At 71.0% G+C, this 24,156-nt stretch carries 22 protein-coding genes; 10 read left to right on the forward strand and 12 right to left on the reverse strand.

Going from position 1 to position 24,156, the window contains the following annotated elements:
* Positions 1 to 87 precede the first annotated feature (87 nt).
* The 4 genes from ACFWW8_RS05475 to ACFWW8_RS05490 all read right to left on the reverse strand — a co-directional run bounded on the left by ACFWW8_RS05475 (position 88) and on the right by ACFWW8_RS05490 (position 3,098).
* Positions 88 to 795, reverse strand: coding sequence for an SAM-dependent methyltransferase (locus ACFWW8_RS05475; RefSeq protein WP_386523983.1), 708 nt, complete (start codon positions 793 to 795; stop codon positions 88 to 90).
* 91 nt (positions 796 to 886) lie between these two features.
* A complete protein-coding gene (locus ACFWW8_RS05480; protein WP_386523985.1) occupies positions 887 to 1,711 on the reverse strand; it encodes a GNAT family N-acetyltransferase in 825 nt (274 codons plus the stop codon).
* Positions 1,712 to 1,738: 27 nt separating this feature from the next.
* Positions 1,739 to 2,017 carry a protealysin inhibitor emfourin gene (locus ACFWW8_RS05485; protein WP_386523988.1) on the reverse strand — a complete coding sequence of 93 codons (279 nt, stop codon included), beginning with the start codon at positions 2,015 to 2,017 and terminating at the stop codon, positions 1,739 to 1,741.
* Positions 2,018 to 2,027: 10 nt separating this feature from the next.
* Positions 2,028 to 3,098, reverse strand: a complete 1,071-nt coding sequence (locus ACFWW8_RS05490; protein WP_386523990.1) for a M4 family metallopeptidase — start codon at positions 3,096 to 3,098, stop codon at positions 2,028 to 2,030.
* A 367-nt stretch (positions 3,099 to 3,465) separates the two neighbouring features.
* On the opposite strand from ACFWW8_RS05490, the gene leuA reads away from it, so the two are divergent.
* From leuA to ACFWW8_RS05520, 6 genes are all read left to right on the forward strand, one after another.
* The gene (gene leuA / locus ACFWW8_RS05495; RefSeq protein WP_386523993.1) at positions 3,466 to 5,235 is read left to right on the forward strand and encodes a 2-isopropylmalate synthase; all 1,770 of its coding nucleotides are present in this window, start codon (positions 3,466 to 3,468) and stop codon (positions 5,233 to 5,235) included.
* Positions 5,236 to 5,460: 225 nt separating this feature from the next.
* The gene (locus ACFWW8_RS05500; RefSeq protein ID WP_386523995.1) at positions 5,461 to 6,156 is read left to right on the forward strand and encodes a TerB family tellurite resistance protein; all 696 of its coding nucleotides are present in this window, start codon (positions 5,461 to 5,463) and stop codon (positions 6,154 to 6,156) included.
* Between the two features lie 664 nt (positions 6,157 to 6,820).
* Positions 6,821 to 8,371 (forward strand): nucleobase:cation symporter-2 family protein, encoded by a 1,551-nt coding sequence (locus ACFWW8_RS05505; RefSeq protein ID WP_386523998.1) that lies wholly within the window; start codon positions 6,821 to 6,823, stop codon positions 8,369 to 8,371.
* Between the two features lie 121 nt (positions 8,372 to 8,492).
* Positions 8,493 to 9,239, forward strand: coding sequence for a DNA repair protein RecO (recO, locus tag ACFWW8_RS05510; RefSeq protein WP_386524000.1), 747 nt, complete (start codon positions 8,493 to 8,495; stop codon positions 9,237 to 9,239).
* A gap of 11 nt (positions 9,240 to 9,250) precedes the next feature.
* Positions 9,251 to 10,072 (forward strand): isoprenyl transferase, encoded by an 822-nt coding sequence (locus tag ACFWW8_RS05515; protein ID WP_383915294.1) that lies wholly within the window; start codon positions 9,251 to 9,253, stop codon positions 10,070 to 10,072.
* Between the two features lie 29 nt (positions 10,073 to 10,101).
* Positions 10,102 to 10,620, forward strand: coding sequence for a YcxB family protein (locus ACFWW8_RS05520; protein WP_386524003.1), 519 nt, complete (start codon positions 10,102 to 10,104; stop codon positions 10,618 to 10,620).
* On the opposite strand, the gene ACFWW8_RS05525 is transcribed toward ACFWW8_RS05520, so the two are convergent.
* The 4 genes from ACFWW8_RS05525 to ACFWW8_RS05540 form a co-directional block, all read right to left on the reverse strand.
* Positions 10,617 to 11,045 (reverse strand): Fur family transcriptional regulator, encoded by a 429-nt coding sequence (locus ACFWW8_RS05525; RefSeq protein ID WP_150519707.1) that lies wholly within the window; start codon positions 11,043 to 11,045, stop codon positions 10,617 to 10,619. The genes ACFWW8_RS05520 and ACFWW8_RS05525 overlap by 4 nt on opposite strands.
* Positions 11,046 to 11,111: 66 nt before the next feature.
* Complete coding sequence (locus tag ACFWW8_RS05530) at positions 11,112 to 11,975, reverse strand: metal ABC transporter permease (RefSeq protein ID WP_386524007.1); 864 nt, start codon at positions 11,973 to 11,975, stop codon at positions 11,112 to 11,114.
* A complete protein-coding gene (locus tag ACFWW8_RS05535; protein WP_386524367.1) occupies positions 11,975 to 12,766 on the reverse strand; it encodes a metal ABC transporter ATP-binding protein in 792 nt (263 codons plus the stop codon). Before ACFWW8_RS05535 ends, ACFWW8_RS05530 begins: the two co-directional genes overlap by 1 nt.
* Positions 12,767 to 12,795: 29 nt before the next feature.
* Entirely contained in the window at positions 12,796 to 13,773 is a 978-nt protein-coding gene (locus tag ACFWW8_RS05540) for a metal ABC transporter substrate-binding protein (RefSeq protein WP_386524009.1), read from the reverse strand.
* Between the two features lie 156 nt (positions 13,774 to 13,929).
* On the opposite strand from ACFWW8_RS05540, the gene ACFWW8_RS05545 reads away from it, so the two are divergent.
* Positions 13,930 to 15,306 (forward strand): glycine--tRNA ligase, encoded by a 1,377-nt coding sequence (locus ACFWW8_RS05545; RefSeq protein WP_386524012.1) that lies wholly within the window; start codon positions 13,930 to 13,932, stop codon positions 15,304 to 15,306.
* Between the two features lie 184 nt (positions 15,307 to 15,490).
* On the opposite strand, the gene ACFWW8_RS05550 is transcribed toward ACFWW8_RS05545, so the two are convergent.
* The 3 genes from ACFWW8_RS05550 to ACFWW8_RS05560 are packed head-to-tail and all read right to left on the reverse strand — an operon-like array spanning position 15,491 to position 17,545.
* A complete protein-coding gene (locus tag ACFWW8_RS05550) occupies positions 15,491 to 16,084 on the reverse strand; it encodes a TetR family transcriptional regulator (RefSeq protein WP_386524014.1) in 594 nt (197 codons plus the stop codon).
* 21 nt (positions 16,085 to 16,105) lie between these two features.
* Positions 16,106 to 17,146 (reverse strand): aldo/keto reductase, encoded by a 1,041-nt coding sequence (locus ACFWW8_RS05555; protein ID WP_386524016.1) that lies wholly within the window; start codon positions 17,144 to 17,146, stop codon positions 16,106 to 16,108.
* Between the two features lie 54 nt (positions 17,147 to 17,200).
* On the reverse strand, positions 17,201 to 17,545 hold the full coding sequence (locus ACFWW8_RS05560; protein ID WP_386524369.1) for a DoxX family protein: 345 nt from the start codon (positions 17,543 to 17,545) through the stop codon (positions 17,201 to 17,203).
* Between the two features lie 91 nt (positions 17,546 to 17,636).
* On the opposite strand from ACFWW8_RS05560, the gene ACFWW8_RS05565 reads away from it, so the two are divergent.
* Positions 17,637 to 18,092, forward strand: coding sequence for a MarR family winged helix-turn-helix transcriptional regulator (locus ACFWW8_RS05565; RefSeq protein ID WP_386524018.1), 456 nt, complete (start codon positions 17,637 to 17,639; stop codon positions 18,090 to 18,092).
* Between the two features lie 126 nt (positions 18,093 to 18,218).
* On the opposite strand, the gene ACFWW8_RS05570 is transcribed toward ACFWW8_RS05565, so the two are convergent.
* The gene (locus ACFWW8_RS05570) at positions 18,219 to 19,655 is read right to left on the reverse strand and encodes an MFS transporter (protein WP_386524021.1); all 1,437 of its coding nucleotides are present in this window, start codon (positions 19,653 to 19,655) and stop codon (positions 18,219 to 18,221) included.
* Positions 19,656 to 19,689: 34 nt separating this feature from the next.
* Here ACFWW8_RS05570 and dusB point away from each other — a divergent pair, with 34 nt between their 5' ends.
* Positions 19,690 to 20,850, forward strand: coding sequence for a tRNA dihydrouridine synthase DusB (dusB, locus tag ACFWW8_RS05575; RefSeq protein ID WP_386524371.1), 1,161 nt, complete (start codon positions 19,690 to 19,692; stop codon positions 20,848 to 20,850).
* Between the two features lie 375 nt (positions 20,851 to 21,225).
* Entirely contained in the window at positions 21,226 to 23,934 is a 2,709-nt protein-coding gene (gene ppdK, locus ACFWW8_RS05580) for a pyruvate, phosphate dikinase (RefSeq protein WP_386524023.1), read from the forward strand.
* The last annotated feature ends 222 nt before the right edge of the window (positions 23,935 to 24,156 follow it).

Below are 24,156 nucleotides of genomic sequence, written 5' to 3' on the forward strand. Positions count from 1 at the left end.
CCCCTGCCCGGGCGGCCGGGCAGGGGGTGTCGGGAGGCCGCGGGCCGGAAGGCCGGGCGGAACAGGGCGGGGATGTCCCGGCCGGCGTCAGCGCAGCCGGCGGACCTTGACCGCGTTGTCCGTGCGGGTCCCGGGCGTGCCGTCGGGCTGGACCTGGATCCGCTCGTGGTCCTCGGCCACCAGCACCTCCCAGTCCCCCTCGGGCAGCTCCAGCTGCTCCACGACCTCGCCGGGCGTCGGGAAGTGCACCTCCGGGTGCGGGTTCTCCTGCCAGGGGGCCCAGCCGCCGTGGCCGACGATCAGCAGGGTCCCGCCGGGGGCCACCGCGGCCGCCGCGGTGCGCAGGATCCGCTCGCGCGGGAACTCCCCGTACGTGTGCAGGAAGCACGCCGACACCAGGTCGAACTCCCCGGCCGGGAACGACTCGGCCAGGTCGTGCCGCTGCCACTCCACGAGGTCGCCGACCCCCGCCTCGACGGCGTGCCCGGCCGCGCGCTTCAGCGCCACCCCGGAGATGTCCGTACCGGTGACCCGCCAGCCGCGCCGGGCCAGCCAGATGGCGTCGCCGCCCTCGCCGCAGCCGAGGTCCAGGGCGCGGCCGGGGGGAAGCTGCGAAGTCTCCCGGACCAGGGCGGCATTGGCGTCGCCGCTCCAGATCCGGTCGCTCTCGCTGTAGCGGCCGTCCCAGAACCGCTCCCCGCCCTCGTCGACCGGCTCGTGCGGGTGCGGCGCCCGCTGCTCGTGCTCTGCGCGCGGGTCCTGCGGCGGCTGCTGGTGCTGGTGCTGTGCGGACACGGGATCACTCCTCGACCGGTGACGGTGCGGACACCGCCGATGCTCCGCCCGCCCCGCCCGCCCGGGCAAACCTCGTTGCCGTTCCGGCAAACTACGCGTCCTGCGGTTCCGCGATCAGGGCCATCGCCACCCGGCGGAAGCCGATGCGGCCGTAGATGCGGGCCACGTCCTCGTCGCCCGCCGAGAGGAAGACCGTACGGGCGCCCCGCTCGCGGGCCGCCGCGACGAGCGCCGACGTGACGCCGAGGGCCAGGCCCTGCCGGCGCGCCGACGGCAGCGTCCCCACGCCGACCACCTCGGCCACGTCTCCCACCGGGTTGTACAGGCCGGAGCAGAGCACCACGCCGTCCCGGACGGCCGCGGCCATCACCGAGCGGCCCGACGCGATCTTGTCCGCGACGCGCGCCCGTCCGGCCTCCGCGTCCGGCCCGGCCAGTGCCGCGGCCAGCTCGGCGGGTCCGGCCTCGCCCACCGCCGTGCCCGGCGCCGCGAAGGCCAGCGACGGGACGGCCACGGCCGCCGCCAGCAGCGGGTCGTCCGCGCCGAGCAGCCGGACCTCCGGGTGCGCGGGCGCCCGGACCGCGGCCGGGTCCAGCACCATCAGCGGGTGTGCGTGGACGTGCAGCCCCGCCTCCTCCACCGCCGCGCGCAGCGAGGGGGTGGTCTCGGCCACCCACTCGAAGGCCTCGGGGACCTCCAGCTCGCGCTGCCGCGCCACGACCCGCCGTACGTCGTCGGCGGTCGCGTCGGGGCCGCCGGGGGCGGGCCGCGCGTAGTACGGCCAGCCCGCGCCCTCCTGTACGAAGAGGGTCAGCGGTCCGAAGTCCTCGGCCCGGGCCCCGCCTTCGCGGGGCACCGTGTCGTAGTACCGCTCCAGCTCGGACAGTGTCGTTCCGTCGGTCACTCGCTCGCTCATCAGGTCATCCAAGCAAAGCGGCCGGGCTCAGGCACCTTCTTTCAGGACGCGCGAGACCAGCGCCCGCTGAGCGTCCGAGAGGTGCGGGTCGCGGAACGACACCGTCCGCCCGTCCACCGTGACCGTGTACGAGAACCCGTCCCGGACGCCGCCCGCCGGGTCCGCCGGATCGCAGGGAGCGTCGGGCCGCAGGGCCCGCAGGGCCAGGGCCCGCCACTCGTCCTCGTCCTGCCGTCCGGAGGTGTCCACCTCGCCCCGCCGCTCGATGCCCGCGAAGCCGCCCGTCCGCACCACTGAGATCCGCATGTTCAGCCTCCTACCCCAGGCCGACCGCGGACCACGCCTTCTGGAGCGCCTGGTGCTCCGCGCCGCCCTCCCCGTACCGGGCCACGGCCGCCGCCGACGTCACCCGGGCGAAGTCCCGGAAGTCGGCGTCCGTGGCGAGCCCCCCGCCGGTCAGGGCGTCGTACCAGATCTGTCCGGCCCGCTCCCAGGCCTTGCCGCCCAGCTCGCTCGCCACGATGTAGAAGGCGTGGTTCGGGATGCCGGAGTTGATGTGGACCCCGCCGTTGTCGCGGACGGTGTCGACGTAGTCGTCCATCGTGGCCGGCTGCGGGTCCTTGCCGAGCTCGTCGTCCTCGTACGCCGTCCCGGGCGCCTTCATCGACCGCAGGGCCTGGCCCCGGTCGACGGCGGGCCCCAGCAGTCCCGCCCCGATCAGCCAGTCCGCGCGGTCGGCCGTCTGGTCGAGCGCGTACTGCTTGATGAGGGAGCCGAAGACGTCCGACACGGATTCGTTGAGGGCGCCGGACTGGCCGTGGTACTCCAGGTTCGCCGTGTACTGGGTGACCCCGTGCGCGAGCTCGTGGCCGATGACGTCCACCGACACGGTGAAGTCGAGGAAGAGCTCGCCGTCGCCGTCGCCGAAGACCATCTGCTGCCCGTCCCAGAAGGCGTTGTTGTACTCCTCGCCGTAGTGGACGGTCGCGTCGAGCGGGAGCCCGGCGTCGTCGATCGAGCGGCGCCCGAAGGCGGTCAGGAACAGCTCGTACGTCGCCCCGAGCCCGGCGTAGGCGCGGTTGACGGTGACGTCCCCGCTGACCGGCCCGCCCTCCTCGCGCACCGTGCGCCCGGGCAGCCGGGTCCGGTGCTGGGCGTCGTACACGGTCCGGTCGGGCCGGTCGGGGGCGGGCGCCGCCGGGGCGGGGGCCGCGAGACCCCGGACGGCGGTGACCCGGCGCCGGGTGCGCAGGAGGGAGTCGCGTTCGAGGGTGGCCTGCGCGAGATCGGCGAAGCGGGGGTTGCGGGAGCGGGCGATGCGGTCGAGCAGGTGCGGCGGCACGACCGTGCAGAAGACGGGGTGGCGGCGGGTGGGAGAGGCGTCCATGCTCCGCAATGTGGCAGTGCGTCACATCGTTGTCACTACCTGCAACCATGATTCATTCACACGTCTGAACGCGGACGCCCCGGATTGACGGACCCCACCGACTTGAGCCGCACCTTAAGCGGTATAGCTCACATTTGGTGTAAATCGGACTGGAGGGTCTTGCATACTGAAACAGGACCCCCGCGCACCGCGCGGCTCGGCTAGGCTCGGCCCATCATGCGTTTCGGGCTGCTTCTCCTTAGCTGCCGCGGCGAGGGTCTGTAGTCGTAGGCCGACCCCCTCCCCGCGGAGTTTGGTGTTGCGGTTTTGCGACCGCCCGTCGGCCGTCCCAGCGAACTACACGCGGACACGCGAGGAGCCCAACGCCATGAGCCAGCAGCCTTTTGTCGGTCGCCCCACGCCCATCACCAACGCGACCCACACCCAGCGGCCCTCCGGGATGCCGATCCACAAGTACGGCTTCTACGAGCAGGTCGAGATCCCGGACCGCACCTGGCCGAACGCCCGCGTCACCCGCGCTCCCCGCTGGCTGTCGACCGACCTGCGCGACGGCAACCAGTCGCTGATCGACCCGATGACCCCCGCCCGCAAGCGCGAGATGTTCGACCTGCTGGTGCGCATGGGCTACAAGGAGATCGAGGTCGGCTTCCCCTCGTCCGGCGAGACGGACTTCGCCTTCGTGCGCTCCATCATCGAAGAGGGCGCGATCCCGGACGACGTCACCATCTCCGTACTGACCCAGGCCCGCGAGGACCTGATCGAGCGGACCGTGGAGTCCCTGGTCGGCGCCCGCCGCGCGACCGTGCACCTGTACAACGCGACCGCCCCGACGTTCCGCCGGGTCGTCTTCCGCGGCTCCAAGGAGCAGATCAAGCAGATCGCCGTCGACGGCACCCGCCTGGTCATGGAGTACGCCGAGAAGCTGCTGGGCCCGGAGACGACCTTCGGCTACCAGTACAGCCCGGAGATCTTCACCGACACCGAGCTGGACTTCGCCCTGGAGGTCTGCGAGGCCGTCTGCGACGTCTGGCAGCCGGGCGAGGGCCGCGAGATCATCCTGAACCTGCCCGCCACCGTCGAGCGCTCGACGCCGTCCACGCACGCCGACCGCTTCGAGTGGATGGCCCGCAACCTGACCCGCCGCGAGCACATCTGCATCTCCGTGCACCCGCACAACGACCGGGGCACCGCCGTCGCCGCCGCCGAGCTGGCGCTGATGGCCGGCGCCGACCGCATCGAGGGCTGCCTGTTCGGACAGGGCGAGCGCACCGGCAACGTCGACCTGATCACCCTGGGCATGAACCTGTTCTCCCAGGGCATCGACCCGCAGATCGACTTCTCGCAGATCGACGAGATCCGCCGCACCAGCGAGTACTGCAACCAGATGGAGGTCCACCCGCGCCACCCCTACGCGGGCGACCTGGTCTACACCGCCTTCTCCGGCTCCCACCAGGACGCCATCAAGAAGGGCTTCGACGCCATGGAGGCGGACGCGGCCGCCGCCGGCCCGGGCGTCACCGTCGACGATCTGGAGTGGGCGGTCCCGTACCTGCCCATCGACCCGAAGGACGTCGGCCGCTCCTACGAGGCCGTCATCCGCGTCAACTCGCAGTCCGGCAAGGGCGGCATCGCCTACGTCCTGAAGAACGACCACAAGCTGGACCTGCCGCGCCGCATGCAGATCGAGTTCTCCCGGATCATCCAGGCCAAGACCGACTCCGAGGGCGGCGAGGTCACGCCGAAGGCGATCTGGTCCGTCTTCCAGGACGAGTACCTGCCCAACCCGGAGAACCCGTGGGGGCGCATCCAGCTGCGTTCCGGCCAGACCACCACCGACAAGGACGGCACGGACACGCTGACCGTCGAGGCGGTCGTGGACGGCGTGGACACCGTGCTGGACGGCACCGGCAACGGACCGATCTCGGCCTTCTTCGACGCGCTGGCCGGCATCGGCATCGACGCCCGCCTGCTGGACTACACCGAGCACACCATGAGCGAGGGCGCCTCCGCCGTGGCCGCCTCGTACATCGAGTGCGCGATCGACGGCCGTGTCCTGTGGGGCATCGGCATCGACGCCAACACCACCCGCGCCTCCCTGAAGGCGGTCATCTCCGCCGTCAACCGCGCGGGCCGCTGACACTCCCGCGACGCGACCCCGCCCCTCCCTCCCGGGAGGGGCGGGGTTCCGCCGTTCCCGGAGCCCGGTAAGCGCCGGGAAACGAGGGCGCGCGCGGGGGGCGCAGACCGGCCAAGTCCCCGTCCCGCGGCAAGGTTGTCTTGTCACACGACTGACGCATCCTCACCGATGTGGCTAACATCACGCCCACCCGGCGATGTTGCCGGAGGGTTACGGAGGTGCGACGTGCTGCCAGTTCGGGGTGGGGACGGCCGGAAGTTGAGGGTCTGGGGCACCCGTACCACCTGGAGCACCGTGGGTGACGGGGAGTTCTTCTGCCCCGCCTGCGGTGGGGACCGGAATTACCGCCGGCGCACCGGGCGCCGCCGCTTCGCCGTCCTCGGGGTGCCGCTGCTGCCCCGCGGGCTCGCCGGGCCCGTCGTGGAGTGCCACGCCTGCCGTGAGCGCTTCGACACCGACGTCCTGGACCACCTGACCACCACCCGCTTCACGGCGCTGCTCCGCGACGCCGTGCACACCGTGGCGCTGGCCGTGCTGGCCGCGGGCGGGACGGCCTCCCGCAGCGCGCTGGAGACCGCCGTGTGCGCCGTACGGGCCGCGGGGTTCCAGGACTGCGGTGAGGAGCAGCTGGAGTCCCTCGTGGACGCCCTGTGCAACGACGAGGGCCGGCTCGGGCTGTACGACGTACCCGAATGCTGCGGGGCGGCGCTGTCGATAGAGCTCCACGAGGCCCTGGAGCCGCTGGCTCCGCACCTCGCGGCCCCGGGCCGCGAATCGATCCTGCTGCAGGGCGCGCGGATCGCGCTCGCGGACGGCCCGTACATCCCGGCCGAACGCGAGGTGCTCGCCACGGTGGGCGCGGCACTGCGGATCGACGCGGACGAGGTCGCCCGGCTGCTGTCGGCGGTACGGGCCCCCTGACGGCCCGCTCCAGGACCGGCCGGGCCGGCGCCGACGCGCGCCCCGGCGGGCCGGCGCCCCGGGGCGCCGGCGTCGACGCGCCCCCCGGCCGTATGCGGCCGCCGGGGCCTGATCCTTTCGGTTCCGGTCGGGCGCGGAACGCCCATACCGGTCCGGACCGGTCTCTTCCGGCGTAACGATCCGGCCTCGCCGGGCCGTTCCGGCCCGGCCCGCAGCCCCCGCGGGCCCGTCGAGCACCTCGCTCCGGGCCGCCGGGAACCACCCGGGGACGGGCCGGAGCCCGGCCTGCCGGTTTGCTGTGCGGAACGCGCTGGACGCGCGTAGCGGCATGGTGCGGCGCGGGCCGCTTCGCATCAGCGCAGCCAAGGGTGCTCGGCGCCCGTGCGCCCGCCCTTACTCGCGTGTCCGGCGCTCGGCCAGAGGCGGAACCTACGAATCGGGTGTCCGTGGGAGTCAACAGTTTGTAGAAGTCGACGATATCTGTGAGGACCCCCACAGGCGTTCAATTCCGGTCACACGACGAGACGCCGCCGGTAACACCGCGGGTCTTCGATGCACGTGAACTCCTGACCACCCTGACGGACCAACGGGTTAGCGACCCACTCCGGCCAGGGATCACCAGAACTCCTCTCCCGTACCTCACCTCTTGAAGGGCAAGGCAGAGATGGCACGTGTCGCCGCCCGGCTTTCCGCCAACGGACAGCAGAGCACGCACCCGGTCGACGAGGTGCTCCCCCTCCCCAAGCTCGCGCTGTACGGCTTCCAGCACGTACTCGCGTTCTACGCCGGCGCGGTGATCGTCCCGATCATCGTCGGCAACGCGCTGAAGCTGAGCCCCGAGCAGCTCGTCTACCTCATCAACGCGGACCTGTTCACCTGCGGCATCGCCTCGATCATCCAGGCCTGGGGCATAGGCCGGATCGGTGCGCGGCTGCCCCTCATCCAGGGCGTCACCTTCACCGCCGTCTCCCCGATGATCGCCATCGGCCTCGGTGCGGGAGGCGGCACCGCCGCGCTGCTGGTCATCTACGGGGCCGTCATCACCGCCGGCATCGCGACCTTCGCCTTCGCCTGGCTGCCCGCCAAGGCCTTCCGGTCGGTCATGCGGCTCTTCCCGCCGGTCGTCACCGGAACGGTGATCACCGTCCTGGGCATCGTCCTGATCCCGGTCGGCCTGAACGACGCCGCCGGCGGTATCGGCAGCCCCGACTTCGGCGACCCGAAGCACTTCGCCTACGCGGGCGGCACGATGCTCTTCATCCTCGTCCTGATGAAGATCGGCAAGCCGTTCCTCTCCAGCATCTCCATCCTCCTCGGTCTGGTCGGCGGCACCGCGGTCGCGTTCCTCCTCGGGGACGCGAAGTTCGGCGCCGTCGGCGATTCCGGCTGGATCGGCGTCACCACCCCCTTCCACTTCGGCGTGCCGAAGTTCGAGTGGTTCCCGATCGTCCTGATGCTCATCGTCATGCTGATCACCATGGTCGAGACGACCGGCGACACGTACGCCGTCGGCGAGATCGTCGAGAAGGACATCGACAGCGAGACCGTGGCCCGCGCCCTGCGCGCCGACGGCGCCGCGACCGCCCTCGGCGGCGTCCTCAACTCCTTCCCGTACGTGGCCTTCGCCGAGAACGTCGGCCTGGTGCGGATGACCAAGGTCAAGAGCCGGTTCGTGGTCGTCGCCGCCGGCGTCTTCATGATCGTGCTCGGCCTGCTCCCCAAGGCCGCCGCGATCGTCGCCGCCGTGCCGCACGGGGTCCTGGGCGGGGCCGCGACCGTCATGTTCGGCATGGTCGCGCTGGCCGGCATCCAGACCCTGGGCAAGGTGGACCTCAAGGAGGAGAAGAACGCGCTGATCGTCGGCGTCTCCCTCGCCTTCGCTCTGCTGCCCGCGACCGTCCCGGTGTTCTTCACCCGGCACATGGACGCGGACCTGTCCTCGCTCCTGAACAGCGGTGTCACCCTCGGTGCCACCGCCGCCATCGTCCTCAACCTGATCTTCAACGGTCCGGCCGGGGACGGCGCGCAGTCCGTCCCCCGCATCGAGCTGCCCGCCCAGGTGGCGGCCCCGGAGGAGGCCGGGACGGCTGACGAGAATGCCGGGACCGGCGGCACCGGGACCGAGACGGTTGGCACCGGGACGGTCGGCACCGCGACCGGGAACGCCGACGGCAGGGTCGCCACGGCGAAGGACGCGGGAACCCCCGCGCCCTGATCCCCCCACCCCGCGGTTGCCCGCCCCCGCCCGGACTCCGGTCCGCGGCGGGGGCCGGCGCCGTCCGGCCCCGTCCGTGCGCGCGTTCCCGTACGGGTGGACCGCAGGGGACAATGGGCGCATGAGTCTGTTCCGCGACGACGGCATCGTGCTGCGCACCCAGAAGCTGGGTGAGGCGGACCGCATCATCACGCTGCTGACCCGGGGCCACGGCCGGGTGCGGGCCGTCGCCCGCGGGGTCCGGCGTACGAAATCCAAGTTCGGGGCCCGGCTGGAACCTTTCTCCCACGCCGACGTGCAGTTCTTCGCCCGCGGCGGCGAGCTGATCGGCCGCAGTCTGCCCCTCTGCACCCAGACCGAGATCATCGCCCCGTACGGCAACGGCATCGTCACCGACTACGCCCGCTACACCGCCGGTACCGCCATGCTGGAGACCTCCGAGCGGTTCACGGAGAACGAGGGCGAGCCCTCCGTCCAGCAGTACCTGCTCCTCGTCGGCGCCCTGCGCACCCTCTCGCGCGGCGAACACGAGCCGCACCTCATCCTCGACGCCTTCCTGCTGCGCTCCCTCGCCGTCAACGGCTACGCGCCCAGCTTCGAGGACTGCGCCAAGTGCGGAATCCACGGCCCCAACCGCCACTTCTCCGTCGCCGCGGGCGGGGTGATATGCGGGGACTGCCGGGTACCCGGCAGCGTCGTACCCTCGTCGGAGGCCATCGCCCTGCTCAGCGCGCTGCTGACGGGCGACTGGAACCACGCCGACGCGTGCGAGCCGCGTCACGTGCGGGAGGGCAGCGGGCTGGTCTCCGCCTATTTGCACTGGCATCTGGAGCGCGGGCTACGCTCCCTTCGATACGTCGAGAAATAGGAGCTGGGCACATGGCACGACGCGGGATTCTGGGACGCTCTCGCCGCGAGTACAAGGTTCCCGAGCCGCACCCGTCCGGTGCGCGTCCGCCGAAGATCCCCGGTGAGCTGGTCCCGAACCACGTCGCGGTCGTCATGGACGGCAACGGCCGCTGGGCCAAGGAGCGCGGGCTGCCGCGCACCGAGGGGCACAAGGTGGGCGAGGGCGTCGTGCTCGACGTGCTCAAGGGCTGCCTGGAGATGGGCGTCAAGAACCTCTCCCTGTACGCCTTCTCGACGGAGAACTGGAAGCGCTCGCCCGACGAGGTCCGCTTCCTGATGAACTTCAACCGCGACGTCATCCGCCGCCGCCGCGACGAGATGAACGAGCTGGGCATCCGCATCCGCTGGGTGGGCCGCATGCCGAAGATGTGGAAGTCGGTCGTCCAGGAGCTCCAGGTCGCCCAGGAGCAGACCGTCGACAACGACGCGATGACCCTGTACTTCTGCGTCAACTACGGCGGCCGCGCGGAGATCGCGGACGCGGCGCAGGCGATCGCCCGCGACGTGGCGGCGGGCCGGCTCGACCCGTCGAAGGTGAACGAGAAGACCTTCGCGAAGTACATGTACTACCCGGACATGCCGGACGTGGACCTGTTCCTGCGGCCCAGCGGCGAGCAGCGCACCTCCAACTACCTGCTCTGGCAGAGCGCGTACGCGGAGATGGTGTTCCAGGACGTGCTGTGGCCCGACTTCGACCGCCGCAACCTCTGGGCCGCGTGCCTGGAGTACGCGCAGCGCGACCGCCGCTTCGGCGGCGCGGTCCCGAACCAGGCGGAGGGTTCCGCGGGCTGAAGCGCCCACTAGGCTCCACCGTCATGGACATGGCTGACGAGGCGGTGGAGCTGCACTACGGCCCGGCCCGCCGCGACGTGCGGGAGGTGCTGCGCTGGCGCGCGGTCCGGTCGCCCGCCGGGCGCGGGCGGGCGCTGCTGTGGCTGGTACTGGTTCCCCTGGTGCCGGTCCTGCTGATCGTGGGGCAGCAGGGACGGGGGACGAGCCCGGCCGGCCTGGCCTTCGCGGCCGGGGTGGGGTCGGCCCTGGGCGCCCTCTGTCTCGGCCTGGACCTGTACCGGCTCGCGCGCCGGACGTACCGCTGGGCGGCGGAGCACCCGGAGTACCGCTGCGTGGTCACCGAACGGGGCGTGTCCCACCACCGGCCCGACGGCACGGTGGTCGCGTACCGATGGGACAGGTACCGGGGGTGGACGGAGACCCGGAACCTGTTCGTCCTCGTCTTCGCCAACGGAACCCCGGGCTGGCTCCCGAAACGGGCGGCCGCGGACCCCGGGGACATCGGCCGGATCCGCGCCGTCCTGGACCGGCACCTGAGCAGGATCTAGCCGGCGGCGGCGCAGTCCGCGCAGGTGCCGAAGATCTCCACCGTGTGGGCCACGTTCACGTAGCCGTGCTCGGCGGCGATCGACTCCGCCCACTTCTCCACGGCCGGACCTTCCACCTCGACCGCCTTGCCGCACTTGCGGCAGACCAGGTGGTGGTGGTGGTCGCCGGTGGAGCAGCGGCGGTAGACCGACTCGCCGTCACTGGTGCGCAGGACGTCGACCTCGCCGGCGTCCGCGAGCGACTGGAGGGTGCGGTACACGGTGGTCAGGCCCACGGAGTCGCCACGGTGCTTGAGCATGTCGTGGAGTTCCTGGGCGCTGCGGAACTCGTCCACCTCGTCCAGCGCCGCCGCCACGGCGGCCCGCTGCCGGGTGGATCGTCCTCGTACTGGCGCGGTATTCGTCTCGCCAGGCGCAGTCGCCACCGGTTCCTCCTCGTATCGGCCTCGGGCGTTTCGGCTCGGGCCCATTGTGCCAGGCGGTGGGCCCTCCTAGACCTTCACGTCGTCCCGGGTGCACACCTCTTCCGCCGCGCGCGCGGCCTTCGCCCGGCGCCTGGCCAGCGGCGTCGACAGGGCGGTCATCGCCATGAAGACGCCGATGGCGAGCAGCACGATGGCCGCGCCCGAGGGTGCCTCGACGTAGTACGTGGTGACCGTGCCGGTCAGGGAGACGATCAGGCCGATCGCCATGGCCAGCGAAAGCGTCGCGGTGAACCCGCGGGTGACCCGCTGGGCGGCCGCCACGGGGATCACCATCATGGCGCTGACCAGGAGCAGGCCGACGATGCGCATGGCGACGGTCACGGTGACCGCGGCGGTCACCATGATCAGCAGGTTAAGGAGGCGCACCGGCAGGCCGGTGACCCGGGCGAACTCCTCGTCCTGGCAGACGGCGAACAACTGCCGGCGCAGGCCGATGGTGACGGCGAGGACGAACGCGGAGAGGACCCCCACGGCGACGACGTCCTCGGACGCGACCGTGGTGATCGAACCGAACATCGCGCTGAGCAGCTTCGCCGTGGAGCCCCCGCCCACACTGATGATCATGACGCCGCCGGCCAGGCCGCCGTAGAACAGCATGGCGAGCGCCACGTCGCCGCTGGTCTTGCCGCGGGAGCGGATCAGCTCCATGCCGACGGCGCCGACGACGGCCACCAGGGTCGCCATCCAGACCGGGCTGGTGTTGAGGACGAAGCCGAGCGCGACGCCGGTCATGGCCACGTGGCCGAGGCCGTCGCCCATGACGGCCTGGCGGCGTTGCACGAGGTACGTGCCGATCGCGGGCGCGGTGATGCCGACCAGCGCGGCCGCGATGAGCGCCCGCACCATGAAGGGGTAGTCGAGGAGTTCCATCAGCTCAGGAGTCCCGTCCGCAGGGGCTCGGCGTCGTGCGCCGCGTGGGGGTGTACGTGGTCGTGGCCGGGCAGCGCGTGCTGGCCCACGGCCTCCGGGGGCGGGCCGTCGTGGACGACGCAGCCGTCGCGCAGGACGACGGCCCGGTCGATCAGCGGCTCCAGCGGACCCAGCTCGTGCAGGACGAGCAGGACGGTCGCGCCGGCGGCGACCTGGGTGCGCAGGGCGTTCGCGAGGACCGCCTGGTTGTCGAGGTCCACGCCCGCCATCGGCTCGTCCATGATCAGGAGTTCGGGCTCGACGGCGAGGGCCCGGGCGATGAGTACGCGCTGGTGCTGGCCGCCGGAGAGGGCGTTGACCGAGGCGTCGGCGTACGCGTCCATGTCGACGAGGGACAGGGCGCGGGCGACGGCGTCCTTGTCGGCCCGGCGCAGCAGGCCGAAGCGGGAGCGGGCGAGGCGTCCGGCGGAGACGACCTCCCGGACGGTGGCGGGGACGCCGCCGGCGGCGGTGGTGCGCTGCGGGACGTATCCGATCCGCGACCACGCGCGGAAGCGCTTGAAGTCCGTACCGAAGAGGGACAGCTCCCCGTCGGTCAGCGGGACCTGGCCGACCACGGCGCGGACGGCCGTGGACTTGCCGGAGCCGTTGGCGCCGAGCAGGGCGACGACCTCGCCGCGGTGGACGGCGAGGTCGACACCGCGCAGCACGGGGCGCGAGCCGAGCGAGGCCGTGGCCCCGCGCAGGGATATGACGGGCTGGTCCGCTGTCTGTCCCGGCGTGGACTTCATGGCGCGCGCCTCCGTTGCTGCCGCTGTCATCACTTGGCTCCGAGAGCCTTCTGGAGGTTCTTCAGGTTCGACCGCATGACCTCGAAGTAGTCAGCGCCCTGCGAGCTGTCGGTGATTCCCTCGAGCGGGTCGAGGACGTCGGTCTTCAGGCCCGTGTCCTTCGCGAGGGTCTTGGCCGTCTTGTCGCTGGCCAGGGTCTCGAAGAACACCGTGGTCACCCCGTCCTTCGCCGCCACGGTCTGGAGGTCCTTCATGCGGGCCGGGCTGGGCTCGGACTCGGGGTCGACGCCGGAGATGCCCTCCTGGTCGAGGCCGTAGCGCTCGGCGAGGTAGCCGAAGGCGGAGTGGGTGGTGATGAAGGTCCGGGAGGCCGTGTCCTTCAGGCCGTTCTTGAACTCGGTGTCCAGCGCGTTCAGTTCGGCGACCAGCGCCTCGGTGTTCTTCTTGTAGTCCGCCGCGTGGCCGGCGTCGGCCTTCTCCAGGGCCGCGCCGACGCCCTTGGCCATCTCCGCGTACTTGGCGGGGTCGAGCCAGACGTGCGGGTCCTCGCCGGCCTCGCCGTGGCTGTGGTCGTGGCCCTCGGCCCCGCCCTCGCCCTCGGCGGCGTGGTCGTCGTGGCCGGAGGCGCCGTGGGCCTCCAGCGTGGTGAGGGTGGCGGCGTCGACGACGTTCTTCACGCCGGACTGCTCCACGGCCTTGTCGACGGCGGGCTGGAGGCTCTTGAGGTAGAGGACCACGTCGGCCTCGCCGAGCTGCGCGGTCTGCTTGGGGGTGATCTCCAGGTCGTGCGGCTCGACACCCGGCTTCGTCAGGGTGGAGACCTTCACGTGGTCCTTGCCGATCTTCTCGGCGAGGAACTGCATCGGGTAGAACGACGCCGTCACGTCGAGCTTGCCGTCGGTCCCGTTGCCGGCGGCGCTGGCTCCGGAGCAGGCGGTGAGGGCCGTGGCGCCGAGGGCGACGGCCCCGGCGAGGGCGGCTGTGGGTATGAGGCGTCGTACGTTCATGACATCCATTTTCATCAAAGTTGGAAACGGTTGTCAACAAGCCAGGTGGGAGCACGGCTCCGGGGTCTTGGAGGGGGGATCCGATTTGAAGGGGAGGGTGCGGGCGCCGGTAACCTAAAGGCTTCGCCGTTCGTCCTCGTTAATGAAGAGAGCACCGTGGCCGCCGACAAGATCGACACCATCGTCAGCCTGAGCAAGCGCCGTGGCTTCGTTTTCCCTTGCAGTGAGATCTACGGCGGCTCCAAGGCCGCCTGGGATTACGGCCCGCTGGGTGTCGAGCTCAAGGAGAACATCAAGCGCCAGTGGTGGAAGGCGATGGTCACCGGGCGTGAGGACATCGTCGGCCTCGACTCGTCCGTGATCCTGGCCCCCGAGGTCTGGGTGGCCTCCGGTCACGTCGCGACCTTCTCGGACCCGCTGACCGAGTGCACCGCCTGTCACAAGCGCCACCGCGCGGACCACCTTGAAGAGGCGTACGAGGCCAAGCACGGCCGCCCGCCGGCCAACGGCCTCGCCGACGTCAACTGCCCCCACTGCGGCGTGAAGGGCCAGTTCACCGAGCCCAAGCAGTTCTCCGGCATGCTGGAGACGCACCTCGGCCCGACCCAGGACTCGAAGGCGTACCTGCGCCCCGAGACCGCCCAGGGCATCTTCACCAACTTCGCCCAGGTGCAGACCACTTCGCGCAAGAAGCCGCCCTTCGGCATCGCGCAGATGGGCAAGTCCTTCCGGAACGAGATCACTCCGGGCAACTTCATCTTCCGCACGCGCGAGTTCGAGCAGATGGAGATGGAGTTCTTCGTCAAGCCGGGCGAGGACGAGCAGTGGCAGGAGTACTGGATGGCCGAGCGCTGGAACTGGTACCGCGGCCTCGGCATCCGCGAGGAGAACATCCGCTGGTTCGAGCACCCGAAGGAGAAGCTGTCCCACTACTCGAAGCGCACCGCCGACATCGAGTACCGCTTCAACTTCGGCGGCAACGAGTTCTCCGAGCTCGAGGGCGTGGCCAACCGCACCGACTACGACCTCAAGGCCCACTCCGCCGCCTCCGGCCAGGACCTCGTGTACTTCGACCAGGAGACGAAGGAGAAGTACACGCCGTACGTCATCGAGCCGGCGGCCGGTGTCAACCGCGCCATGCTCGCCTTCATGCTCGACGCGTACATCGAGGACGAGGCCCCCAACGCGAAGGGCGTCATGGAGAAGCGCACCGTGATGCGCCTCGACCCGCGCCTGGCCCCGGTCAAGGTCGCCGTCCTGCCGCTGTCCCGCAACGCGCAGCTGTCGCCGAAGGCCAAGGGCCTCGCCGCCGACCTGCGCAAGTTCTGGAACATCGAGTTCGACGACGCGGGTGCCATCGGCCGCCGCTACCGCCGCCAGGACGAGATCGGCACGCCGTTCTGCGTCACCGTCGACTTCGACACCCTGGATGACAACGCGGTGACCGTGCGCGAACGCGACACGATGAAGCAGGAGCGCGTCTCCCTGGACCAGATCCAGAGCTACCTCGGCAGCCGCCTGCTCGGCTGCTAGGTCCGCAGGGCACGAAAGCCGGTGGCCCGGTGCGCGACGCGCACCGGGCCACCGGTCCGTCGTACGGGGATCAGGCCGCCGCGGCGTGTCCGGCTCCCGGTGCCCCACCCGCCCGCGCGGCCTCGGCCACCCGCTCCGGACGGCCTCGCCGGGGGCGGCCCCTGTTGCACCGGGGGGCGCCCGGTCAGGCGCGCAGGCCCCGGATGACCAGGGACGTGACCGCTTCGAACTCCGGGATGATCGTCGGCGAGACCCAGTCCGCCGCGTACTGCGGGTCGTGGAAGCGGCCGGTGGCGTCGAAGACCGCGCGGGCGGCGCCCGGGACGTCGTCGGCGGCGAGCGAGCCGGCGGCGACTCCCTCGGCGATGATCCGGGCCAGCTGGGCGACCAGTTCCGTCAGGTGCTCGTCCACCACCCCGCTGTTCTCGGCGAGCAGCACGGTATAGGTGGCGAACAGCTCGGGGTCGTCTCCCGCCTTGTGGCGCTTGGCCTCGAAGAGGGCTTCGAGCCAGGCCTCCAGCTTGGAGGGGGCACTCTCGCCGGGGGTCGCGGCGATCTCCTCCAGCAGCACCGCGCTCTTGGTGAGCCAGCGCTCGGTGACGGCCTCGCGCAGCGCCGCCTTCGAAGGGAAGTGCCGGTACACGCTGCCGTGGCTGACTCCCAGGGCGCGCGCCACGTCGACCACGGTCGCCTTCGTGGGACCGAAGCGGCGCAGCACCTCCTCGGTGGTCGCGAGGATGCGCTCGGGGGTCAGGGGCTCGGCAGCAGCGGGGGACATGGGGACGACGGTACCGTCAGCTCAGTGCTCGCTGTCGAGGTGGGCCATCTGCGCTGCCGGGTACCGCTCGCCGGACGCCGAGCCCGCGGGGACGGCATCCTCGATCGCGGCCAGGTCCGCGGCGCTCAGCGTGACGTCCATGGCACCCAGTGCCTCGGTGAGCCGGTCGCGGCGCCGGGCACCCACCAGCGGCACGATGTCGCTGCCGCGCGAAAGGACCCAGGCGATCGCCGTCTGGGCGACGCTGACTCCCTTTTCGTCGGCGACCTTCCGCAGGGCGTCGACCAGATCGAGGTTCCGGTCGAGGTTGTCGCCCTGGAACCGGGGGCTCATGCCGCGGAAATCCCCGGGGCTCAGCTCACGGTCCCGGGAGAAGTGGCCGCTGATCAGCCCGCGGGACAGCACCCCGTACGCCGTGACGCCGATGCCGAGCTCGCGCGCGGTCGGCAGGATCTCGTCCTCGATGCCGCGGGAGATCAGCGAGTACTCGATCTGGAGGTCCGCGATCGGAGCCACCGCGGCGGCCCGGCGCAGGGTGTCCGCGCCGACCTCGGAGAGGCCGATGTGCCGCACGTGCCCGGCCCGGACCGCCTCGGCTATGGCGCCGACGGTCTCCTCGATCGGGACGTCCGGGTCCACGCGGGCGATCCGGTAGATGTCGATGTGGTCCCGCCCCAGCCGCTGGAGCGAGTAGGCCAGGAAGTTCCGGACTGCGTCGGGCCGGCCGTCGTATCCGGCGAAGCCGCCCTCCACCGTGCGCAGCGCGCCGAACTTGACACTGGTCAGCGCCTGTTCCCGGGCCGCCGCGGGCGCGGTGCGCAGGGCTTCGCCGATCAGCAGCTCGTTGTGCCCCATGCCGTAGAAGTCGCCCGTGTCCAGGAGGGTGACGCCGGCGTCGAGGGCGGCGTGGATCGTCGCGAGGGACTCGGCGCGGTCGGCGTCGCCGTACAGGGCGGACATGCCCATGCAGCCGAGTCCGAGCGGGAAGACGGCCGGTCCGGTGGTGCCGAGCCGGCGATGGGCGGTGGACGCGGGTGCGGATGCGTTCTCATTCGTGGTCATGAAACGAGAATGACATGACGAGTGACAGATTTCAATATCTGTCACTCGTCAGGGTTAGGCCAGGACGCGCAGGACCAGAGCGGCCGCCGCGGCGAGGGTCAGGACCGCTGCGGGTGCGAACGCGTAGTCCTTGACGCGCAGGTGGGCGATGACCGCGCCGATGAAGTAGAGGGTCACGCCGACGGCGGCGGCCACGCCCAGCGGGGCGAACCAGAGCCCGGCGATCAGGCCCGCCGCGCCGGCCGCCTTCAGGGCGGCGAGGCGCGGCAGCCACGCCTCCGGCACCCCGACCTTGCGCATGTTGGCCATGACCTGGTCGTTGCGACTGAGCGTGAAGATCGCGGAGGCGGTGAGGGTCAGGGCGAGCAGGATGCCGACGACGGCGTAGGCGATGAACATGAAGAACCCCAATGGTCGATGCTGTCAGATCATTGAATAGCATCAACGATCCACTGAGCACAACCATTCTGTGATGGCTACGATATGGGGCATGACGGCAGATCAGGACGGATCGCACCCCCCGCAGCGGCTGGGCCTGCTGCTGGCGTGGCACGGATCGGTCACGCAGACCCGCATGAAGCAGGCGTTCGGCACGGCCGGGCTCAGCCCGAGGCACGCCATGACGCTGATGAACCTCGAGGCCGGCCCGATCAGCCAGCGCGAGCTGGCGGACCGGCTGGAGGTGGACCCCAGCGTGCTCGTCGGGATCCTGAACGACCTGGAGGGCGACGGCCTGGCCGAACGCCGCCGCGACGCGGCCGACCGCCGGCGTCACAACGTGGCCCTCACCCCCGCGGGGGCTGCCGTCCTGGACACGACGAACGCGGCCCTCGACGAGGTCGAGCAAGGGCTCTTCGGGGACCTCTCCGCGGCCGACCGGACGACGCTGCGCGCCCTGCTGGGCCGCATCGACACGCACGCGGAGGACTTCACCTGCCAGGAGTGAGCCCGGGGGAGCGGCTTACCCCGTAGCGCGGCCCCGCCAGCCGCCAGCCGCCAGCCGCCAGCCGCCAGCCGCCAGCCGCCAGCACGCCGACCCCGTCCACGCGACCGCGGGACCGGCCAGGTGAGCTCAGGCGTCCGCCCGTGCCGGCGCGGCCCCGGGGTCGAGCGTACGGGCGGTGCGCGCCGCCGTGGCGAGGGCCCAGGGGCCGCTCGTGACCGCCCCCACCACCAGCACGATCAGGCCGCAGCCCGTGATGATCCACCAGGCCGGCCCGGTCGCCTCGGCGAAGTCCGAACCGTGTCCCATCCCGGACGCCAGCACCGAGCCGACCACCGCGACGCCCAGGGTGCCGCCGGTCTGCCGGCTGGTGGACGCGATGGCCGCCGCGACACCCGCCTGGGAGCGCGGCATCCCGGACACCGCCGTGTTGGTGACCGGGGCGTTGACCATGCCGAAGCCCAGCCCGAAGAGCATGTACCCGGCGAAGAGCAGCGGGGTGGACGTCTCCGCTTCGAAGACCGCGAAGAGCAGGCCGCTCGTCGCCATCGTCACGCCCGCGACCAGCAGCGGCAGCCGGGGACCGCGGGTCGCGACCAGCCGCCCCGAGAGCGGGGCGAACAGGAAGGTCAGGGCGGCCATCGGCAGCATGTACAGCCCCGCGTCCAGCGCGCCGAGCCCGCGCACGTCCTGCAGGTAGAGCGTGTTCAGGAACAGGAAGCCGGACAGGCCGGCGAACGCGCTGACCGCGATCACGGTCGCCCCGCTGAACGGAGCGCTCCGGAAGAACCGCAGGTCGACCAGCGGCTCCTTCCGCCGGGGCTCGTACACCAGCAGCCCCACGAGCGAGGCGACGGCGACCACGGCGCAGCCCACGATCAGCGGCGAGCTCCAGCCGACGGCGGGCGCCTCGATGATCCCGTACGTGACGCTGCCCAGCAGGGCCATGACCAGCACCTGGCCCACCGGGTCCGGCCGGCGCGGCCGGGCGGCCCGGGACTCGGGGATGTGGCGCAGGGTCAGGACGAGGGCGGCCAGGCCGATCGGCAGGTTGAGCCAGAAGATCGAGCGCCAGCCCACGGAGTCCACCATCAGGCCGCCGATCAGGGGTCCGGCGGCCATGGAGAGGCCCGCGACCGCGCCCCACACGCCGATGGCCCGGGCCCGGGCGGCGGGCTCGGTGAAGGTGTTGGTGATGATCGACATCGCCACCGGGTTGAGCATCGCGCCGCCGACCGCCTGGACCATCCGGAAGACGATGAGCCAGTCGAGGCTGGGGGCGAGCGAGCACAGCAGGGAGCCGAGGGTGAAGAACACGAGACCGGTGACGAACACCTTGCGGCGCCCGATCCGGTCGGCCGTGGACCCCGCGAGCATCAGCAGCGAGGCCAGGACCAGGGTGTAGGAGTCGATGCTCCACTGGAGCCCCGCGACCGAGGCGTCCAGATCGCGGCGCATGGAGGGCAGTGCGACGTTCAGGACGGTGTTGTCGAGGCTGACGATCAGCAGGCTCATGCAGCAGATCGCGAGGACGAGCGTGCGCTGCCGGGGACTCGACTCGATCATGCCGCCGATGGTACGTCCGCCCCACCGCCCCGGCATGCGGGACAATGGGCGGATGACCACGCTCCCCCCGCCCCTCGCGATCGGCCCGCACACCGTGCAGCCCCCGGTGGTGCTCGCACCCATGGCCGGTATCACCAATGCCCCCTTCCGCACGCTCTGCCGCGAGTTCTCGGGCGGCAAGGGGCTGTTCGTGAGCGAAATGATCACGACCCGCGCCCTGGTCGAGCGCAACGAGAAGACCATGCAGCTGATCCACTTCGATGAGACCGAGAAGCCCCGCTCGATCCAGCTCTACGGGGTCGACCCCGTGACGGTCGGCAAGGCGGTCCGGATGATCGTCGAGGAGGACCGCGCCGACCACATCGACCTCAACTTCGGCTGCCCGGTCCCGAAGGTCACCCGCAAGGGCGGCGGCTCGGCCCTCCCGTACAAGCGCCACCTGCTGCGCGCGATCCTGCGCGAGGCCGTCGCGGGCGCCGGCGACCTGCCGGTGACCATGAAGATGCGCAAGGGCATCAACGACGAGCACCTCACCTACCTCGACGCCGGCCGGATCGCCGTCGAGGAGGGGGTCACCGCCATCGCCCTGCACGGGCGCACCACCGCCCAGCACTACGGCGGCACCGCCGACTGGGAGGCCATAGCGCGGCTCAAGGAACACGTCCCGGAGATCCCGGTGCTCGGCAACGGCGACATCTGGTGCGCCGAGGACGCCCTGCGCATGGTCCGCGAGACCGGCTGCGACGGCGTCGTCGTCGGGCGCGGCTGCCTGGGCCGCCCGTGGCTGTTCAACGACCTGGTGGCGGCCTTCGAGGGGCGCCCCCAGGACTTCCACAAGCCGGTGCTGCGGGAGGTCGCGGCGACCATGCACCGCCATGCCGAGCTGCTGGGGGAGTGGATCGGCGACGAGGCGCGCGGGGTGATCGACTTCCGTAAGCACGTGGCCTGGTACCTGAAGGGCTTCGCGGTCGGCTCCGAGATGCGCCAGAAGCTGGCGGTCACCTCTTCCCTGGCCGAACTGGACGCTCATCTGAGCGAGCTGGACCTGGACCAGCCCTGGCCCGAGAGCGCGGACGGTCCGCGCGGCCGGACGTCCGGAAACAACCGGGTTGTCCTGCCGGAAGGCTGGTTGAACGATCCGTACGACTGCGCGGGCGTGAGCGAGGATGCTGAACTGGACACGTCCGGAGGCTGACACGGCCTGGCAAAACGTGCCTTCGCTGGCGTGACATACGCCACGCATGGGTGGGCTTGCGCTCACATGAGCGGAGGAATCGCGGATAAGACTTTCAAAGGGTGGCACTGGGTGCCACCCTTTGTGCGTTCAATACTTGAACACAAACGGATCGATGATCGCTCATCCGAGCACAATTGAGCCTCGGTGGACGTTTCTCTCTTCGGAAAGTGAACGATCTTGGGAGGTTCTTGCTACCGATGAGTTACTTTCGATCTCCTGGCGCACGGGTGGTTACGGCCGCATGACCGCCAAGTGGACGTACCCATAAGCCTTCGATCTGGGTATGTTCCTGGCCGTCAGGGCAGCCACCGAGTCCTCGAGGAGTCGAGACCCGTGTCGGAAAACAAAGATCAGAAGCTCGTCTACGACTTCACCGAGGGCAACCGCGACCTCAAGGACCTCCTCGGCGGCAAGGGGGCCAACCTCGCCGAGATGACCAACCTCGGCCTCCCGGTCCCTCCCGGCTTCACCATCACCACCGAGGCGTGCAAGGTCTACCTCGACAGCGGTACGGCTCCGGCCGCGCTGCGCGACGAGGTCAGCGCCCACCTGGAAGCCCTCGAGGCGAAGATGGGCAAGAAGCTCGGCCAGTCGGACGACCCGCTGCTGGTCTCCGTGCGCTCCGGCGCCAAGTTCTCGATGCCCGGCATGATGGACACCGTCCTCAACATCGGCCTCTCCGACGCGTCCGTCGTCGGCCTCGCCGCGCAGTCCGGTGACGAGCGCTTCGCATGGGACTCCTACCGGCGCCTCATCCAGATGTTCGGCAAGACCGTCCTGGATGTCGACGGCGAGCTCTTCGAGGAGGCTCTCGAAGAGGCCAAGGCCGCCAAGAAGGTCACCGTCGACACCGACCTCGACGCCGCCGACCTGAAGAAGCTGGTCAAGCACTTCAAGAGGATCGTGGCGAAGGAGGCCGGCCGCGAGTTCCCGCAGGACGCCCGCGACCAGATGGACCTCGCCGTCGAAGCGGTCTTCAACTCGTGGAACACCGACCGCGCCAAGCTCTACCGCCGCCAGGAGCGCATCCCCGGCGACCTGGGCACCGCCGTCAACATCTGCTCCATGGTCTTCGGCAACCTCGGCCCGGACTCCGGCACGGGCGTGGCGTTCACCCGCGACCCCGCCAGCGGCCACCAGGGCGTCTACGGCGACTACCTCCAGAACGCCCAGGGCGAGGACGTGGTGGCGGGCATCCGCAACACCGTCCCCCTCGCGGACCTGGAGGGCATCGACAAGGCCTCCTACGACCAGCTCATGACGATCATGGAGACGCTGGAGACCCACTACAAGGATCTCTGCGACATCGAGTTCACGATCGAGCGCGGCCAGCTCTGGATGCTCCAGACCCGCGTCGGCAAGCGCACCGCGGGCGCCGCCTTCCGCATCGCCACGCAGCTCGTCGACCAGGGCCTGATCGACGAGGCCGAGGCCCTCCAGCGCGTCAACGGCGCCCAGCTCGCCCAGCTGATGTTCCCGCGCTTCGACGCCGACGCGACGACCCAGCTCCTGGGCCGCGGCATCGCCGCCTCCCCGGGCGCGGCGGTCGGCAAGGCGGTCTTCGACTCCTACACGGCCGTCAAGTGGTCCCGCTCCGGCGAGAAGGTCATTCTGATCCGCCGCGAGACCAACCCCGACGACCTCGACGGCATGATCGCCTCCGAGGGCATCCTGACCTCGCGCGGCGGCAAGACCTCGCACGCCGCCGTCGTCGCCCGCGGCATGGGCAAGACCTGCGTCTGCGGCGCCGAGGAACTCGACGTCGACACCAAGCGCCGCCGCATGACGGTCGGCGGGACGGTCATCGAAGAGGGCGACGTCGTCTCCATCGACGGCTCCACCGGCAAGGTCTACCTCGGCGAGGTACCCGTCGTACCCTCCCCGGTCGTCGAGTACTTCGAGGGCCGCATGCACGCCGGCGCCGACGACGCCGACGAGCTGGTCGCCGCCGTGCACCGGATCATGGCCTACGCGGACCGCGTCCGCCGGCTGCGCGTGCGCGCCAACGCCGACAACGCCGAGGACGCGCTGCGCGCCCGCCGCTTCGGCGCGCAGGGCATCGGCCTGTGCCGCACCGAGCACATGTTCCTCGGCGAGCGCCGCGAGATGGTCGAGCGCCTGATCCTCGCGGACACCGACGAGGAGCGCGAGGGCGCGCTGGCCGCCCTGCTGCCGCTGCAGAAGAAGGACTTCGTCGAGCTGTTCGAGGCGATGGACGGACTCCCCGTCACCGTCCGCCTCCTGGACCCGCCGCTGCACGAGTTCCTGCCCGACATCACCGAGCTGTCGGTGCGCGTCGCCCTCGCCGAGTCCCGCAAGGACGCCAACGAGAACGACCTGCGCCTGCTCCAGGCCGTGCACAAGCTGCACGAGCAGAACCCGATGCTGGGCCTGCGCGGCGTCCGCCTCGGCCTGGTCATCCCCGGTCTGTTCGCCATGCAGGTGCGGGCGATCGCCGAGGCCGCCGCCGAGCGCAAGAACGCCAAGGGCGACCCGCGCGCCGAGATCATGGTCCCGCTCGTGGGCACCGTCCAGGAGCTGGAGATCGTCCGCGACGAGGCCGACGCGGTCATCGCCGAGGTCGAGGCCGCCACCGGCACCAGCCTCAAGCTGACCATCGGCACGATGATCGAGCTGCCCCGCGCCGCCCTGACGGCCGGGCAGATCGCCGAGGCCGCGCAGTTCTTCTCCTTCGGCACGAACGACCTGACGCAGACGGTGTGGGGCTTCTCCCGCGACGACGTCGAGGCCTCGTTCTTCACCGCGTACCTGGAGAAGGGCATCTTCGGAGTCTCGCCCTTCGAGACCATCGACCGCGACGGCGTCGGCGCGCTGGTCCGCAGCGCCGTCCAGGCCGGCCGGGCCACCCGCCCGGACCTCAAGCTCGGCATCTGCGGCGAGCACGGCGGTGACCCCGAGTCCGTCCACTTCTTCCACGAGGTGGGCCTCGACTACGTCTCCTGCTCGCCCTTCCGGATTCCGGTGGCGCGTCTGGAGGCCGGTCGCGCGGCCGCCGAATCGAAGGGCAGCGACAGCCGCTGACCCCCGCCCCGCGAGGGGCCCCGCAGACCGCGCCCGCCCCCGGGTTCCCTGACACCCGGAGGCGGGCGCGTCTATTTTTTTGTGTTCAACAAATCTTTACGCCAGCAGGCGGTGGACGGATCCCCACCCGTCCACCGCCGCTGTCATTCTGCCGGGCACGTCGGCGCTTCCCGGTGCGACCGACCGCCAGGCCCCGCAAAGCCCCCCACGGCCTTCACGGAG

The sequence above is a fragment of the Streptomyces sp. NPDC058701 genome, from assembly GCF_042715295.1.
GTDB lineage: Bacteria > Actinomycetota > Actinomycetes > Streptomycetales > Streptomycetaceae > Streptomyces.